At 57.2% G+C, this 16,766-nt stretch carries 14 protein-coding genes; 4 read left to right on the top strand and 10 right to left on the bottom strand.

Going from position 1 to position 16,766, the window contains the following annotated elements; all coding sequences use genetic code 11:
- Positions 1–99: 99 nt before the first annotated feature.
- Both ACR0J8_RS07235 and bmt read left to right on the top strand, forming a co-directional pair.
- Entirely contained in the window at positions 100–420 is a 321-nt protein-coding gene (locus tag ACR0J8_RS07235; RefSeq protein WP_170616899.1) for a DUF1476 domain-containing protein, read from the top strand.
- 122 nt (positions 421–542) lie between these two features.
- Positions 543–1,559 carry a betaine--homocysteine S-methyltransferase gene (gene bmt, locus ACR0J8_RS07240; RefSeq protein WP_480523961.1) on the top strand — a complete coding sequence of 339 codons (1,017 nt, stop codon included), beginning with the start codon at positions 543–545 and terminating at the stop codon, positions 1,557–1,559.
- Between the two features lie 3 nt (positions 1,560–1,562).
- Here the strand turns inward: bmt and ACR0J8_RS07245 are convergent, their stop codons facing one another.
- The 10 genes from ACR0J8_RS07245 to ACR0J8_RS07290 form a co-directional block, all read right to left on the bottom strand.
- Entirely contained in the window at positions 1,563–2,339 is a 777-nt protein-coding gene (locus ACR0J8_RS07245) for an enoyl-CoA hydratase-related protein (RefSeq protein WP_170616895.1), read from the bottom strand.
- Between the two features lie 72 nt (positions 2,340–2,411).
- Complete coding sequence (locus ACR0J8_RS07250; protein ID WP_480523959.1) at positions 2,412–2,867, bottom strand: cytochrome c-type biogenesis protein; 456 nt, start codon at positions 2,865–2,867, stop codon at positions 2,412–2,414.
- Entirely contained in the window at positions 2,864–4,828 is a 1,965-nt protein-coding gene (locus ACR0J8_RS07255) for a heme lyase CcmF/NrfE family subunit (protein WP_480889394.1), read from the bottom strand. The genes ACR0J8_RS07250 and ACR0J8_RS07255 overlap by 4 nt, the downstream gene beginning before the upstream one ends.
- A gap of 75 nt (positions 4,829–4,903) precedes the next feature.
- Positions 4,904–5,482 (bottom strand): holin family protein, encoded by a 579-nt coding sequence (locus tag ACR0J8_RS07260; RefSeq protein ID WP_480889397.1) that lies wholly within the window; start codon positions 5,480–5,482, stop codon positions 4,904–4,906.
- Positions 5,473–6,084, bottom strand: a complete 612-nt coding sequence (locus tag ACR0J8_RS07265; protein ID WP_480523956.1) for a holin-associated N-acetylmuramidase — start codon at positions 6,082–6,084, stop codon at positions 5,473–5,475. Before ACR0J8_RS07265 ends, ACR0J8_RS07260 begins: the two co-directional genes overlap by 10 nt.
- Positions 6,085–6,236: 152 nt before the next feature.
- Positions 6,237–6,683 carry a cytochrome c maturation protein CcmE gene (ccmE, locus tag ACR0J8_RS07270; RefSeq protein ID WP_170619004.1) on the bottom strand — a complete coding sequence of 149 codons (447 nt, stop codon included), beginning with the start codon at positions 6,681–6,683 and terminating at the stop codon, positions 6,237–6,239.
- 7 nt (positions 6,684–6,690) lie between these two features.
- The gene (gene argC, locus ACR0J8_RS07275) at positions 6,691–7,719 is read right to left on the bottom strand and encodes an N-acetyl-gamma-glutamyl-phosphate reductase (RefSeq protein ID WP_480523954.1); all 1,029 of its coding nucleotides are present in this window, start codon (positions 7,717–7,719) and stop codon (positions 6,691–6,693) included.
- Between the two features lie 94 nt (positions 7,720–7,813).
- On the bottom strand, positions 7,814–8,623 hold the full coding sequence (locus tag ACR0J8_RS07280) for an aspartate/glutamate racemase family protein (RefSeq protein ID WP_170676964.1): 810 nt from the start codon (positions 8,621–8,623) through the stop codon (positions 7,814–7,816).
- A gap of 8 nt (positions 8,624–8,631) precedes the next feature.
- Positions 8,632–9,510 (bottom strand): lysophospholipid acyltransferase family protein, encoded by an 879-nt coding sequence (locus ACR0J8_RS07285; protein ID WP_480489797.1) that lies wholly within the window; start codon positions 9,508–9,510, stop codon positions 8,632–8,634.
- Between the two features lie 78 nt (positions 9,511–9,588).
- Entirely contained in the window at positions 9,589–13,008 is a 3,420-nt protein-coding gene (locus ACR0J8_RS07290) for an indolepyruvate ferredoxin oxidoreductase family protein (protein ID WP_480889401.1), read from the bottom strand.
- A gap of 169 nt (positions 13,009–13,177) precedes the next feature.
- On the opposite strand from ACR0J8_RS07290, the gene ACR0J8_RS07295 reads away from it, so the two are divergent.
- Together ACR0J8_RS07295 and ACR0J8_RS07300 are read left to right on the top strand one after the other, a co-directional pair.
- Positions 13,178–14,083, top strand: coding sequence for a LysR family transcriptional regulator (locus ACR0J8_RS07295; protein WP_480523946.1), 906 nt, complete (start codon positions 13,178–13,180; stop codon positions 14,081–14,083).
- Positions 14,084–14,359: 276 nt separating this feature from the next.
- Complete coding sequence (locus ACR0J8_RS07300; protein WP_480523944.1) at positions 14,360–16,621, top strand: mechanosensitive ion channel family protein; 2,262 nt, start codon at positions 14,360–14,362, stop codon at positions 16,619–16,621.
- Positions 16,622–16,766 lie beyond the last annotated feature (145 nt).

A 16,766-nucleotide genomic window follows, 5' to 3' on the forward strand; every position in this document is an offset into this window, starting at 1 on the left:
AACCCGGGAGGCTTTGACGCAGCGCAAATCCCTTGCGTCGACAACGTGCAATAGTCATATCATGAAGACAGAATTCGAAACTCAAGGGGTCCCCGACAAATGACCACATTTGACGAACGTGAAGCCGCGTTTGAAAACAAATTCGCGCATGATGAAAAAATGCAGTTCATCGCCAGAATGCGCCGGAACCGCTTTATGGCCGTTTGGGCATCCACGCTTAAGGGTGAGACGGTAGAACAAGCCCGCAAATACGGTCAGGAACTGGTGCACACAGATCTTCAGAACGTAAGCGAAGACGACGTTGTCGACGCCGTCAAAGGCTATCTGGGCGACCTTGCCGACGAAAAGACCATCCGCGTAAAGATGGCTGAGTTGTTGGTCGAAGCCAAAGAGCAGGTCATGGCGGAAGTAAACATCTGACCTGCAAGATACAAAGCTCATGATCTTCATGAGTTTTATGAATTTGATTTGACGCCCCGGTCGTGAGACACGGGGTGTCTCAATTTTTAACGGTCGAATGCACCTTTATTCGGACGACTCGCATGACAAACGCGCTTAGCACACTTTTGGAAACCAAGGATGCCATTCTGGCGGACGGGGCAACCGGCACCAATCTGTTCAATATGGGACTGCAATCCGGCGACGCGCCGGAATTGTGGAATGTGGACGCACCGGACAAGATCAGGGCGCTGTACCAGGGATCCGTCGATGCCGGCAGCGATCTGTTTCTGACCAACACTTTTGGCGGAACGGCCTCGCGCCTGAAACTGCACGATGCGCAGGGTCGCGTTGCAGAACTGAACCGAATCGGCGCCGAATTGGGCCGTGAAGTCGCCGACAAGGCAGGTCGCACGGTGATCGTGGCCGGGTCGGTCGGTCCTACCGGTGAAATCATGGAACCGGTCGGAAGCCTGTCACACGCAGATGCCGTCGAGATGTTTCACGAACAGGCCGAAGCCCTGAAAGCAGGCGGCGTCGACGTTCTCTGGCTGGAAACCATCAGCGCGCCCGAGGAATTCCGGGCCGCAGCAGAGGCATTCGCGCTGGCTGACATGCCATGGTGCGGGACCATGAGCTTTGACACCGCGGGTCGCACCATGATGGGCGTGACATCGGCCGATTTTGCCTCGCTGGTTGAAACGTTGCCCAATCCGCCCGTGGCTTTCGGCGCCAATTGCGGGACCGGGGCGTCGGATATCCTTCGCACGGTGCTGGGTTTTGCGGCACAGGGAACAGAACGGCCTGTGATCTCGAAAGGGAATGCGGGCATACCGAAATATGTCAATGGTCACATCCACTATGACGGAACGCCCGAGTTGATGGGCCAGTACGCGGCCATGGCACGTGACGCGGGGGCGACTATTATTGGCGGCTGCTGCGGCACGATGCCTGAGCATCTTCGTAAGATGCGCGAGGCGCTGGACACAACCGCACCGGGTGATCGACCGACACTGGATCAGATAACGGGCGCACTGGGTCCGTTCTCATCAGCCTCTGACGGCACTGACGAGGATGCGGCAGTCCCGGACCGCCGCGCGCGCCGTCGCCGCCGCGCTTGAGCTTCAGCGCCCCTCGAATTTCGGGGGGCGTTTTTCCATGAATGCAACGACGCCTTCGGCAAAATCGCGGGTGCGGCTGCAATCCCCCTGCAAATGCGCCTCGGTCGTCAATTGCTGCGTCAGGGATTTGTCGTAAGTTCCGCGAATGGCCTTTTTCATCGCAGCAAATGCAGCGGTTGGCCCATTGGCCAGATAAGACGCCCGCTTGCGCCAGTGCGCGTCAAACTCTGCATCACTGACGGATTCCCAGATCAGCCCCCAATCATCGGCTTGACGCGCGGTGATCTTGTCCGCGAACAGCGCCGCGCCCATCGCTTTGGCCATTCCCATCTGACGCGGCATGAACCATGTGCCGCCGGCATCCGGCAACAACCCGATACGCGCGAATGCCTGCAAAAAATATGCGCTTTCAGCCGCGATCACGACATCCGCGCACAAAGCCAGATTGGCCCCAGCCCCGGCGGCTGCCCCGTTTACCGCAGCGATTGTCGGAACCGGGCAATCGTGGATCGTTTCCAGCATCGGTTCGTATTCGTCGCGCAAAGACCTTTCCAGGTCGATCTTGCCAGTGCTCGAAGCATCCCCAAGATCCTGCCCCGAGCAAAACGCGTTGCCAGCCCCGGTTATCACGATCGCCCTGGCGCGACGGGCCGCATGTTTCATCGCATGCATGATCTCGGCCCGCATTTGCGTGGTCAGTGCGTTCATCTTATCCGGCCGGTTCAGCGTAAGAACCGCCAGATCGTCCGCAATGTCCAGAAGGACCGTTTCGTATTCCATGGTTTCCTCCCAAACTCAGAACCCTGGGTGAACCTGATGGATAAATGCGGGAAGGAAAAGCTAAACCGAACGTCAGTCTTCGAGAATTTGGCGCAGACGCTCTTTCTCATCTTCGCTCAGGGCGTCTGCTTCGGACGCGCCCTGCCCTTTTGACCGCTTTCGCAAGAAGTTCCAGCCCATTCCGGCGGCAATCAGCAGCATTATGGGACCGGCCAGCCAAAGCATCAGGTTTGACCCGGTCACTTTCGGCTTCAAAAGAACATATTCGCCGTAACGGTCAACGATATAGGCCACAGCCTCTTCGTCGCTGTCCCCGGCCACCAGCCGCTCACGCAACAACAGGCGCAAATCGCGCGCCAGTTCGGCATTGCTTTCATCAATGCTTTCATTTCGGCAGACAAGGCAGCGCAACCCGGTACTGATATCGCGTGCCCGCGCTTCGAGTGCCGGGTCATCCAGCACTTCATCCGGTTGAACAGCCATCAACGGGGAGGCAATCAGCATCAGGATCAGAGCCAGACGTCTCATTCCGCAGGTACTCCGCCAGCCGGGGACTTGCGGGCACCGGCAGCCACACGAAAACGACGATCAGACAGGCTGAGAACTCCGCCAAGCGACATCAGAATACACCCGCCCCAGATCCAGTTCGCCAGTGGTTTGATGTAGGTTCGCATGACCCAACCGCCATCGGCCTGCTGGTCGCCGATCACGACATACACATCCCGCAGGAAACGATAGTCGATCGCCGCTTCGGTCGTGGGCATCCGCGCCACGGGATAGTCGCGTTTTTCCGGATGCAGCGTTGCGATGGGTCGCCCGTTCTTTTCAACAATTACATCTGCCATGGTCGAGAAGTAGTTCGGCCCCTGTACCCGGCGCACATCATTCAGGGTCAGGGTGAATTGCCCGACCTCAAATGGTTGGCCCGGTTGCGCAACGCGTATGTCTTCGACCTCCCACGCGGTCAGGCCTGCAATGGCAAATATCGTTACCCCCAACCCTGTATGAGCGACCGCCTTGCCCCAATCCGCACCGGGAAGACGCACCAGGCGGTTCAGGTTGTTTTTGCGGCCCGTGCGGCTCCACAAATCCACGATTGCACCGAATGTGATCCATGCGCCAAGGAACAGACCAACCGGTCCCAAAGCGCTGCGTCCTGTCTGTATCGCCCAGACCAGCAACGCCAGCGCAAGCGCCAGCAGAAACGCGTAGCGCAGGGACCAGGCCGTTTTGCCAAGCTTGCCCCGTTTCCAGGGCAGCATGGCACCAACGGGCAACGCAATGCCCAACGCGACCATGAAGGGCGTAAAGGCCGCATTGAAGAAAGGTGCCCCAACAGAAAGCTTCCGATCAAAGGCCATTTCCGCCACCATCGGCCACATGGTTCCCACAAAGACGACAAAACAGCTAACAGCCAGAAGGATGTTGTTCAGTATCAACGCGCTTTCGCGGCTGACCATTCCAAACACACCCTTCGCCTCCATCGCCTGTGCGCGGGTGGCAAACAGGGTCAGCGAACCGCCGATGAAGAAAATCAGAATAAGCAGGATGAACACGCCCCGTTCCGGGTCGTTCGCAAAAGCGTGAACCGAGGTCAGCAGGCCGGACCGTACAATGAAGGTTCCGATCAGCGAAAATCCGAAGGCGATAATGGCCAACAGAATCGTCCAGCTTTTGAGGGATTCGCGTTTTTCGACAACAATCGCCGAGTGCAGCAATGCGGCAGCCAGCAGCCACGGCATGAACGAGGCATTTTCTACCGGATCCCAAAACCAGAAACCGCCCCAGCCCAGTTCATAGTAGGCCCACCATGACCCCAGCGCGATGCCGATCGTCAGAAACACCCAGGCCGCCAATGTCCATGGCCGGACCCAACGCCCCCATGCCGCGTCGATTCTGCCCTCGATGAGGGCTGCAACGGCAAAGCTGAACGCCATGCTCAGCCCGACATACCCCAGATACAGGAACGGCGGGTGGAACGCGAGGCCGGGATCCTGCAACAGCGGGTTCAGGTCGCGGCCGTCAAACGGCGCGATGACCAATCTGTCAAACGGGTTCGAAGTGAACAGAATAAAGGCGAAAAACGCGACAGCGATGGCCGATTGAACCGCCAGCACGCGCGCCTTGAGCGTTGGTGGCAGACCACCCCCGAAGAACGCGGCCATGGCACCGAAAATGGTAACAATCAGCACCCACAACAGCATCGAACCTTCGTGGTTCCCCCAGGTGCCGCTGATTTTGTACAGCATCGGCTTGGCGGAATGGCTGTTCTCTACCACGATACGCAGCGAAAAGTCCGACGTGATGAAGGCCCAGGTCAGCGCACCAAATGAAAACGCGGTTAGCAAGAACTGAGAGATCGCAGCCGGTTCCGCAAACGCCATCCAGCCGGTCCATCGTTTTGCAGCGCCGATCAAGGGCACCACGCTTTGAACGATGGCGACAAAAAAGGCGAGGATCAGGGCAAAGTGGCCAAGTTCTGTAATCATGGCCAACGATATAAACCTGTCGCGCGGCAAGCACCAACAACAATCGCCAGGATTTGGCGCACATAGTGTCGCGGGTCAGGCACTGCGCAGGCGCTTCCAGTCCTCCAATGCGCGGTTTTCGTCAAGGTCGACGGCCACCTCGACCTCGGGTTGGTCCGCTCCGGCGTCTACATGCGTCGGCATATCCTTGTCCAACGTTTGCAGGGTTCTGAGATTCTCGACGACGACAGGAACCCGTGTCATACCTGCGGCAATTTCTCGTTGCAGATCCTGCACTTTGCTGTGGTGACGCGCGCCAAAATAAAAGGAAACGATTACCCCTAACAGCCACCACAAAGGTTCAGGTACTAGCGCAATCCCCTGCATTCGGGCCGCAAACCAGATCGGGTCGACCATGGCCGCCACAAACAATCCCAACGTCCCCAAAGCCAGCGCCGGTCGCGGTACTCGGTTCAACCCATCCATAAACCGATCGAATGCACCTTTTTGCCCTTTGTGAAACTCGGCGCCGAACTGAGACATCGCCTGCCCCTGGACCGTTAAGGAGCGCTCAGCTGCCGCATCGGCGTTCTCGTGGAAAACTTCGACTGTTTCCCGCACAAGATTTCGCCCGCCCCCGAACAGAAGTGCCAATACGCCCGATATCAGTCCCATCGTGAAACTCTCCTTTGAAACTCTGCGTCGCTTAGGTGGTAATCTGGTGAAAGGAATTCTTCCGCCCGTCGAATCCAGCCCCCTTTTCCCCCAGACCGGGTGCGCGCATATTTGCGGGACTCAGGACGCCGATCTGCCAACTGAAAATAGTAGTTTCGTCGGGCGACACCGTAGGCGTCACACAGCGCCGCCGCATCAGGCATCGCCGCTTCCCGGCAAGCCTCTGCCGTCTGTGGACCAACCACGCCATCCACCGTGACCGCGAAACCCATTTGCACCAACAACCGTTGCAGGATCCGGACAGCCTGCGCACCTGCATTTACGTGCATGTCAAAAACAGTCGCCTGCAGCATTTCGGGCAACAACCCAAGGCGGGATTCCTCGAAATAGTATTGCAGAAAGATCTCAACTGCCTGACTTTGCGACAGTGCACGCACGTCTGCGTGCGAAATCTTTCCGTCTCCGGTCAAATCCAGCCCCAACCGCCGCAGCGTGCCGATTGTAACACCGAACTTCGTGGGGCCGCCGGGGTCATCCGGATCATCCACATACCCGCCTTCCCGTGCCACTATGCCCCTGGCGATTTGCCGAACCGTCTGCATGCCAACCTCATTTCAACTATCAGGTCAGACGGTCAGTCAAAGGCATTAACAACGCGAAAAACGAAAGGGCGCTGCATGTCCGTCACATGCAACGCCCTACTTCTTTTTGTTCAAGAATACGCTGCCGCCGGAGGCATGCGGATCAGCTGAGGTCAGCTCTCATCGGCCTCTTTGTAGACCCCTTGTTCTTTAAGGGCATCCACGACCTCTTTCGGCATATAGGTCTCATCGTGTTTTGCCAGTATTTCAGTGGCTTCAAAGACACCGTTCACGTAACTTCCGGTTCCCACCATACCCTGATTTTCCGAAAACAGGTCCGGCAGTACACCCGTGAATGCCACTTTGACGGTTTCGCCGCCGTCTGTGACGCTGAAATAGACCGTCTCGCCCTGTCCGCGAATGATTGACCCTTCTTCGACCAGCCCCCCGATCCGGAATACTTCGGTCGGTTTGGGCGGTTCCGCGATGACCTGACTTGGCGAGCGGAAAAAGTTGATGCCGTCCCGCATGGCGTACCCAATCAACGCCGTCGACAATGCCAGGGCAACAGCTGCCAGCAAAATGATCTGTACTCGACGGCGTTTCTTGAGCGTTTTCATCTTTTCCTCACGGGAACAACGGGGCCATCATCAGCCCGGCGGTTTCATTTTCACCTAACATCAGGTTGGCATTCTGCAAGGCTTGGCCACTGCTACCTTTTGTCAGGTTATCAAGTGCCGCGACCACAATCGCGCGACGTTCAATCCGATCTGCAACCACGCCGATATGGCAGAAGTTTGACCCCCTGACATGGTGGGTCGAAGGCGTTTCACCAAAGGGAAGCACCTGCAGAAACGGCTCTGCTTCATAGGCCTTGCTCAGTGTTTCATAAATGCTGTGTGGGTCGCCCTTCACATAGGTCGTTGCCAAAATCCCCCGATTGGCGGGGATCAGATGCGGTGTGAACTGCACATGCACGGTCCGCCCCGCCAGTTTCGAGAACTCCTGATCGAACTCCCCCAGGTGACGGTGCGTCCCGCCTACGGTATAGGCGTTGTACCCTTCACTGAGCTCTGCGTGCAAAAGGTTTTCTTTCAACGACCGACCCGCCCCTGAAACGGCGCATTTCAGGTCGAGAATGATGTCATCGAGATCAACCACGCCTGCTGTTACCAGCGGCCGCAATGCGTATTGCCCGGTCGCCGCGTTGCAACCTGTGCCAGCAACCAGTCGCGCAGCCCGGATTTCATCGCGGTAGAATTCGGTCAAGCCATAAACAGCCTCTTCCTGCTGTTCCAATGCAGCGTGCGGGTTGCCGTACCATTTCTCGTATTCCGCCGGGTCGCGCAGGCGGAAATCGGCGGACAGGTCGATAATCTTCAGGTTTTTCGGCAGATCACGGATTATTTCCTGGCTGGTTTTGTGCGGCAATGCGCAGAAACACAGGTCAATCTGCGAGAAATCAATTTCCGAAATCTTGCACAGATCCGGCAGATTCATATGCCGCAGATGTGGGAAAACCTGCGCCATGGGCTGCCCGGCCTTACGTTCAGCGGCCAGAGCGGTGATTTCCATATTCGGGTGCTCGGCGATCAGCCGCACCAGTTCCGCGCCAGTGTAGCCGGAAGCGCCAAGAATTGCGATTTTGTGGGTCATGTCAGACCTCTTGCATGAGTGTGTCACATATCACGACCGCCGATGTGACGGTCATCGGATTAAGGAATGGGTGTCCGGGCGTCCTTGACCTAAGTCAGGCCGCCTCAAATGTGATTTGTCGTCGGAGAAACTGAGTCGCCCGATCGCTGACAATGCCCGGTTTGCCGGTCGTCAGAAACCCGCCCCCGCCCGAGCCAAGCATGTTCGGATGGCGTTGCAGGTAATCCGCAAGGCTTTCCGCCACCAGATCTCCCTGACTGAACACCTGAACGTCCGGACCAAGCGCCTGCTGAAACGTTTCGGCCATCAAAGGGTAATGCGTGCACCCCAGAATGGCGGCCTGTGGTTCGGGCATCTTCCGCTTCAGGGCATCCACGTGGCTGCGCACCAGCGCTTCGGCCAGAATCATGTCGCCATCTTCGATCGCGTCAACAACACCGCCACATGCCTGCGCCTCGACATCTACACCGATGGCCCGAAAGGCCAGTTCCCGCTGAAACGCACGACTTGAAACGGTGGCCGGGGTCGCAAACAGCGCGACATGCTTCACGGCGACCTCTCGCGGGGGCGAGTTGTCGCCCCATTGGCGTTCCGTCAGGGCCTCGATTAGCGGCACAAAGACGCCGAGAACCCGCTTGCCGTCGGGCACGCCCTCTTCCTGCATCCGCCGCAACGCAGCCGCGCTGGCGGTGTTGCAGGCGAGAATCACCAGATCACAGCCCTTTGCCCACAGGCCATGCACTGCCTTGCGGGTCAGTTGATAGATATCCTCGGCATCGCGCACGCCGTATGGTGCGTGCGAACTGTCCGCGAAATACAGGAAATCCACGTCCGGCAGACGTTTCCGTGCGGCGTCCAGAACGGTCAGCCCGCCGAGACCAGAATCAAATATACCTACTGCCATTTGCCCCTTCAGGCGCGATGCCGTTCCTCGAATTCATACCCGTAGTCATAGGACTTTAACGGTTTCGGAGACAGCTCATACGTCGCTTTGCGCAAGAAATCCATCATCTTGCGCGTGTCCTTACCCAAAGGGTCCAGAACATCCCGTCCAATGGGCTCACCGATGACCACCTTGACCGGCGTGTCGACCCGCTTCTTGAACTCTTTGATCAGCAACCCCATGCGCAGCGTATTGTGCAAATGACTGGCAATCTGAAACAGGCGTGAGGTGTGCCCGTCAAAAAAAACCGGCACAACCGTCGCATTCGATTTCGCGACCATTCGGGCCGTAAAGCCGCGCCAGCCTGGATCCATTGGGTGCGAGAACGGTTTGGCTCCGGTGCTGACCGTTCCGCCCGGGAAGATCCCGATGGCACCGTCACTACCCAGATAATCCAAGGTCGTCTTCCGCGTTTCGAGGTTTAGCCTCATCGCCTCCTTCGTATTATCGAACGAAATTGGCAGGATGATACGATTCAGATCCTCGGCCTTTGTGAATACATGATTGGCCAATATCCGAAAATCTCCGCGCGTCCGAGACAGGATGTGACCCATCATCAGACCATCCAGAATTCCGTACGGATGATTTGCAATCAGGATCAGCGGCCCTTCAGCGGGTATGTTCGACAAAGATCCGCCGACGATATCCAGTGACAATCCGTACCGCTCGACCATAACCGCCCAGAAATCCCGGCCGTTGGCGACTTCGCGCTCGTACCCATCCGCCCGTTTGATCAGACGCAAACGCCCGGTCGTATTCTCCATAAGCTTGATGACCATCTTCCCGCCTCTGGTCTCGGCGGAATAGGCATAGGAAATGTCACGGGCGACATGACGGCGCGAAGGCATGCGATACTCCGGTCTGTTTCACGCAATCTAGGTGCAGGTGAGCCTTTTGCACAGATGCCGTTACAGGATTATGACATGTCATTCGGCCGCGGCACGCATCTCGGGACCGCCGTCGCGGATGATCGCCAGCAATTCCTCGCGCTTTTTGGCTGCTTTGGCTTCGTTCTCCCTCAGAACAGGTCCAAATCCGCGAATCTCCAGCGGAAGCCGCGCGAGGGCCGCAAATGCGTCACGTGTGTCGGCCGTGATCAATGGCGTGATCTCTCGCAGGTCGGATTCGTACTGACGGATCAATGCACGTTCCATCTTGCGTTCGGCACTGTAACCAAAAATGTCGAAGGGTGTACCGCGCAGGAATTTCAGTTTGGACAGAAGCTTCATCGGTGCAAGCATCCATTCCCCAAAAGCACGCTTGCGCGGTCGCCCGTTCGGTCCGGTGCCTCCCATTATTGGCGGTGCCAGATGAAAGGTCATCCTGAAGTCGCCATCGAACTCGGACTTTGCCTGTTCCCGGCTATCCAGGAGAAGGCGAGCAACCTCATATTCGTCCTTGTAGGACAGCAGTTTGTGATAACCTTTGGCCACAGCCTCGCGAACCGAGGCGTCCTCGAAAGCGTCAACCACCTTGCGGTAACGTTTTGCCAGACGATTGCCCTGATATTTCTTCAGATGATCGGTCCTGAAGTCGATCATCTGCTCCAGCGATTTGGGCAACTCTGCAACGGAAGGCGACAGTATCGCATCGACTTCCTGGGAATGCAGAACTGCCCACCGGCCAATATCAAAGGCGCGTTTGTTGCGTTCGACCGCAGTGCCGTTCAGTTCGATGGCTTGCAGAACGGCCTGATGTGAAACCGGCAGTAGACCCTTTTGCCAGGCAGCACCAAGGACCATCATGTTTGAATAGATCGAATCTCCCATGACAGCGCGCGCCAGCTCGGTTGCATCAAACATCGAAACGCCGTCCTTCAATCGCGCCTGCAGCGCCAGTTCCAGCCGGTCGCGGGGGATCTGGAAATCGGTGTCCCGGGTGAAGTCGCCGGTGATCGTTTCATGGCTATTGACCACCGCGCCGGTTTGGCCGGTTCGGGTCAGACCCAGTGTTTTGGCCCCGGCAGACACGACCAGATCGCCGCCAATCAGCGCATGTGCTTCGCCGGTCGCGACGCGGATGGCACTGATGTCTTCAGGACGGTTGGCCAACCGGCAATGGATGTGCACCGCACCGCCTTTTTGCGCCAAACCCGCCATTTCCATCATGCCAGCACCCTTGCCGTCGATCTGGGCCGCCTGAGCCAGAATGGCACCCAGCGTCACAACCCCGGTGCCGCCGACGCCAGTGATGACAACGTTATGAGTTCCATCAATACGCGGAAGTTGCGGCATAGGCAGATCGGGCAAGTCGATCTCGGTCGTCGCTTCCTTTCGGATCTGAGCGCCTTCCAACGTCACGAATGAAGGGCAAAACCCGTTGAGACAGGAAAAATCCTTGTTGCAGCTGGACTGATCAATGGCGCGCTTGCGACCAAGTTCCGTGTTCTTCGGAACGATCGAGACACAATTCGACTGAACACCGCAATCCCCGCAGCCTTCGCAGATGTCAGTGTTAATGAACACCCGCTTATCCGGGTCGGGAAATGTTCCGCGCTTGCGGCGGCGGCGTTTTTCGGCGGCGCAGGTCTGCACGTAGACAATAACCGACACGCCCTCGATCTCGCGAAAACGTTCCTGCACCCGCATGAGTTCGGCGCGCTCGAAGGTTTCGACATTAGCGGGCAGCGCCTTGAAGTTCACGTCTTCCTTTTCGTCATAAACAACAGCCACCGTCTGAACGCCCATTGCCTTGACCTCGGCCACAATACGTTCGGCCGTCAAACCGCCCTCATTGTCCTGCCCGCCAGTCATGGCAACTGCATCGTTGAACAGGATCTTGAAGGTGATGTTTGTCCCCGCCGACAATGCCGCCCGGATCGCCTGAACACCCGAGTGGTTGTAGGTTCCGTCCCCAAGGTTCTGGAACACATGCTTGGTGGTCGAAAACGGCGCTTCCCCAATCCAGTTTGCGCCTTCACCGCCCATCTGAGTGAACCCTGTCGTCTCACGATCCATCCACTGAACCATGTAGTGGCAGCCGATACCGGCATAAGCGCGGCTTCCCGTCGGCACGCGGGTAGAACTGTTGTGCGGGCAACCCGAACAGAAATATGGCAGGCGCGTCGCGATTTCCTGGGCGTTGTCGGCCCTGCGGGCTTCGGACAGTTTTGCCAGCCCGGCGCGAACGCCGTCTGTATCGTGCCCCTCTTCGATCAGGATCTCACCGATTTTCTCGGCGATCATGATCGGATCCAGCGCGCCGCGTGTCGGGAACAGTTCTTCACGGTGCAAGGTGCCGGCACCGCCCTTGTACCAGCCATAGACACGACGGCCGCGGCGATCGTCGAAAATGGCCTCTTTGACCTGAACCTCGATCAGCTTGCGCTTTTCCTCGACAATCACGATCAGATCCAGGCCTTCAGCCCAGTCGTGGAACCCAACCATGTCCAGCGGGAAGGTCTGCCCCACCTTATAGGTGGTAATGCCCAGCCGCTCGGCCTCGTTTGCGTCGATGTTCAGCAGGGACATGGCATGGGTCAGGTCCAGCCAGTTTTTGCCTGCCGCAACAAACCCGATTTTCGCGCCCGGCTTACCCCAGATACGCTTGTCCAGTTTGTTGGCATGGGAAAAGGTTTCCGCCGCAAAACGCTTGAAGTCGATAATGCGCCCTTCCTGCATATGAGGGGTATCGCCCAAACGGATGTTCAGCCCGCCCTCCGGCATGTCGAACTCGGGCATCACCAGCCCCATGCGATCCGGGCTGCCGTCCACGACGGAAGTCACCTCAATCGTGTCTTTCATCGTCTTCAGGCCAACCCAAACGCCGGCAAACCGGCTGAGCGCAAAGCCGTAGATACCGTAATCCAGGATCTCCTGAACACCTGCCGGGCTGACCACAGGCATGTACATGTCGACCAGAGACCATTCCGACTGGTGCAACACGGTCGAGCTTTCACCGGTGTGATCGTCGCCCATTGCCATCAGCACACCGCCATGGCGCGCGGTTCCGGCCATATTCGCATGCCGCATCACGTCACCGGACCGGTCCACGCCCGGACCCTTGCCGTACCACAACCCGAACACGCCGTCGTACCGGCCGTCTCCTCGCAACCCGGCCTGCTGGCTGCCCCATAGGGCTGTTGCCGCCAGATCCTCGTTCAGACCGAACTGAAAGGTGACATCGCTTTCCGAAAGCTCTTTTTGCGCTCGCATCATCTGCTGATCGACCGCCCCAAGCGGTGAGCCGCGATAGCCCGTCACCAGTCCGGCGGTGTTCAAACCCGCCTTCTGGTCGCGCGCTTTTTGCATCAGCATCAGCCGAACAAGCGCCTGCGTGCCGTTCAGAAGAACGGGATTTCTGGTCAGATCAAAGCGGTCATTCAGCGTAATCTTGGGCTCGCTCATCGGACGCCTCCCCTCGTCAGATCAGGTTGCTAACTTAACACATATTTTAGGTCATAATTTCTGACCTGTATAGACGCTATCCTCTGAATTGTAACGATTTCACAGTTTGAATGTAGAACTTGTTACCTATTTCATATAGGGCTTCCTTAGGATAACGAAAGTTGCGGCGATGGACTGGGACAAGCTTAGGATATTTCACGCGGTTGCAGACGCGGGCAGCCTGACGCACGCCGGAGACAAGCTTAACCTGTCACAATCGGCGGTCAGCCGCCAAATTCGCGCGCTGGAAGAATCACTCGATGCCACCTTGTTTCATCGTCATGCCCGAGGTCTGATTCTGACCGAACAGGGCGAATTGCTGTTCGATGCGACCTCGGCCATGTCCAAACGGCTGGACGCTGCCGCCGCGCGCATCCGCGATAGTGAAGAAGAAGTGTTTGGGGTTCTTCGAGTAACAACCACTTTCGGTTTCGGAACCCTTTGGCTGGCCCCCAGGCTGCCGAAGTTATATGAACAATACCCCGACCTGAACATCGACCTGATGTTGGAAGAACGGGTTCTGGACCTTCCCATGCGCGAGGCCGATGTTGCCATCCGCATGAAAGAACCCAGCCAGGCGGATCTTGTGCGCAAGCGTCTTATGACGGTCCGGATGCAGCTTTATGCAACCAGAGAATACCTGGACACGCATTCCTCTCCGGCATCGATTGAGGAGATTTCCAATCACAGGCTGATCTGCCAGACCCCCGCCGCCCCACAGGTTGGTGCCAGCGCAGCAATGGTCCGGCATTTAATGACGCACAACCCCAGCTCGCTGCTGACGGTCAACAACTATTTTGGGGTATTGCAGGGTGTACTACACAACCTTGGCATCGGTGTTCTGCCGGACTACGTCACGCAGGATTTCCCGCATCTGATTTCCATTCTGGCAGATATCGAAAGCGCGGATGTGCCGGTCTATCTCGCATACCCCGAGGAATTGCGACATTCCAAACGCGTGGCAGCCTTCCGGGATTTCGTTCAGGATGAGATCATCGAACAGCGGAAACAGTTGAAGAAGCTGGGAAAACTCTAGCTATGCACATTTGGCATAGCGGGCATGAGCAGCAAACAGCCTAATAAATCTTGAACGAACGAAAACCGCACACTAAATGGGCACTCGAAGGCGGTGATGCTGAAACGCTCACCATCTTCATACCTCCCTGTTGGACTACGGCCGAGCTTATTGCTCGGCCTTTTTTTTGGCCCGAAAGCCAAGCCCTCTGAAAACAAGCCAATTTTTCTGGGAATCGTTCCACACTCCCTCTATGCTGCCGGAAAATAAAAATTTTCTACTTTCGAGGGAAATCTCATGTTCAATCTGCTTCGCCTAATGCTGGCGATGATCGTATCCGTGTTTATTGTGGGTACGGCGCTGGCTCAGGAGTCTGACACAGGCTCATCCTCTACGGTGGCAGCCCCGGTCGTTCCCGATGACCTGAGCCCCGAGCAGGTGGACGATTTGGTTGCGCGCATGTCTGACGATCAGGTGCGCGCCCTTTTGTTAGAGCGGTTGGACGCCGTAGCCGAGAAGAGGGCCAAGGAGGCAGAAGGACAGGAAGACCCGCTGACCGAAATCAACGAAATATGGGCGGCGATGGTTGCCTCATGGACTAATGTTCTGACGACACTTCCAAACATTTTCAGCGCGCAGGTTAAAGCATTTAGCAACTTTTCCGAAACTCTCGGTTCGACCGGTGTGCTTACTTTGATCGGGCTGGTCGCAAGCGTTCTGGTTGTGGGATTCATAGCTGAAAAGTTGTTCGATCTGTTAACCAGAAGATGGCACAAACACACCGAAGTCGGGGATGAGGCCGACCTTTGGGGTGCCGTGAGCTTTTTGTTCCGCCGGTTCTGCCGCGAGATCGCCGGGTTGATTGTTTTCTATATCGTCATCCGGACTCTGGGCCGGATCCTTTTGACACCCGAGCAGCTCAAATTTGCGGGCCCTTTCGTATTCTATCTTATCTGGATCCCGCGACTGGGCGCGGCGGCGTCGCGGTTCATTATGGCACCAAACAACCCAAAATTCAGACTGGTCAACATTGACGATCACTGGGCAAAATACCTGCATCGGAATCTGATTGGTTTGCTGATCCTGATCGGGGTTACGCTGTTCGTTGTCCGCTTCAATGGTTTGAACGGTATCACTCCCGGCGATACCCGCATCGGTTTCTGGCTGAACAGCGCTATTCATATCTACATTGGCGTGATCGCCTGGACCGCGCGCGAGGGCCTGTCGCAGATGATGCTGGGCACCGATCCGGATCACACAAAATTCGATGAAGAAGTCGCGCAGTATTATCCGTACTTCGCAATCGGCGTTTCGGCGGTGACCTGGCTGCTGGTCGAGTATCTTGCCGCACAGCGCGACCCGGCAATCCTGGCGCTGTTGGTCAAAGGCCCGCATTTTACGACTATGTTCTGGTTGCTGATTGCACCCGCCCTCGACACTCTGATCCGTGGATTGGTGCGCCATCTGCAACCGCCGATGTCCGGCGAAGGCCCGCTTGCCGAACGCGCCTATCGGTCGACCAAGCGAAGCTATATCCGCATCGGGCGTGTTCTGGCAGGCCTGTTTGTCGTGATGATGATTGCGCAGGCATGGCAGTTGGATTTGCGGCATGTCGCTTCCGCTGGCATCGGCGCCGAAGTTGGTGGGGCCGTGATCGAGTTTCTGCTGATTATTGCCGTCGGTTATATCATGAACGAGGTCGTCTCGCTTTGGATCAACCGTCGTCTGGCCAAAGAACAGACAGCCGCCGAAGCTTTGGACGAAGAAGCCGGTGGCGAAGGCGGCGGTGCGGGCGGCTCGCGTCTGGCGACCGTTCTGCCATTGCTGCGCATCACCGCGCAGGTGACGATTGCCGTCATCTTCGGCCTGCTGGCACTCGGGGCACTGGGCGTCAACATCACGCCGCTCCTGGCCGGTGCCGGTGTTCTCGGCCTGGCCATCGGCTTTGGTGCGCAGAAGCTGGTTGCCGACATTGTCGGCGGCATCTTCTTCCTGATCGATGACGCCTTCCGCGTTGGTGAATACGTGGATGTGGGCGGCACTATGGGAACCGTCGAAAAGATCTCGATCCGTTCGATGCAATTGCGCCACCATCGCGGGCCGGTTCACACGATCCCTTATGGTGAAATTCAGAAGCTGACGAATTTCAGCCGTGACTGGGTCATCATGAAACTGAAATTCACTGTGCCGTTCGACACTGATCCCAACAAGGTCAAGAAGATCTTCAAAAAGATCGGGGCCGACATGATGGCGGACGAAACTCACAAGGATGGTTTCTTGCAGCCCTTCAAATCTCAGGGTGTGTTCGATTTTGACGATGTCGGGATGATCATCCGAGGCAAGTTCATGGCCAAACCGGGCAAGCAGTTCACGCTGCGCAAGGAAATCTTCAACCGGGTCAAGGCTGCCTTCAACGAAAACGGAATCGACTTTGCCCGCCGCGAAGTCCGAGTGGCGATCCCCGGCCTTGAAGAGGCGGAAGCGCTGTCGGAAGAGCAAAAGGCCGCTGTTGGCGCTGCCGCCGCGGACTCGTTGAACAAGCAGCAAGGTGGTGCTTGATAAGCTCCGCGCCCGGTAGCTGCCCTAGTAGTCGGGTTTTGGACCAATTTCTTGAAGAACCGGCGCACCGCGCCGGTTCTTTTTTGCCCGGGTAATTGCTCTCCTCCTAGCTTTCGGCCCGGTTCTTGCGCCCTGCGCGGTCTTG

The sequence above is a fragment of the Ruegeria sp. N11 genome (assembly GCF_056531525.1).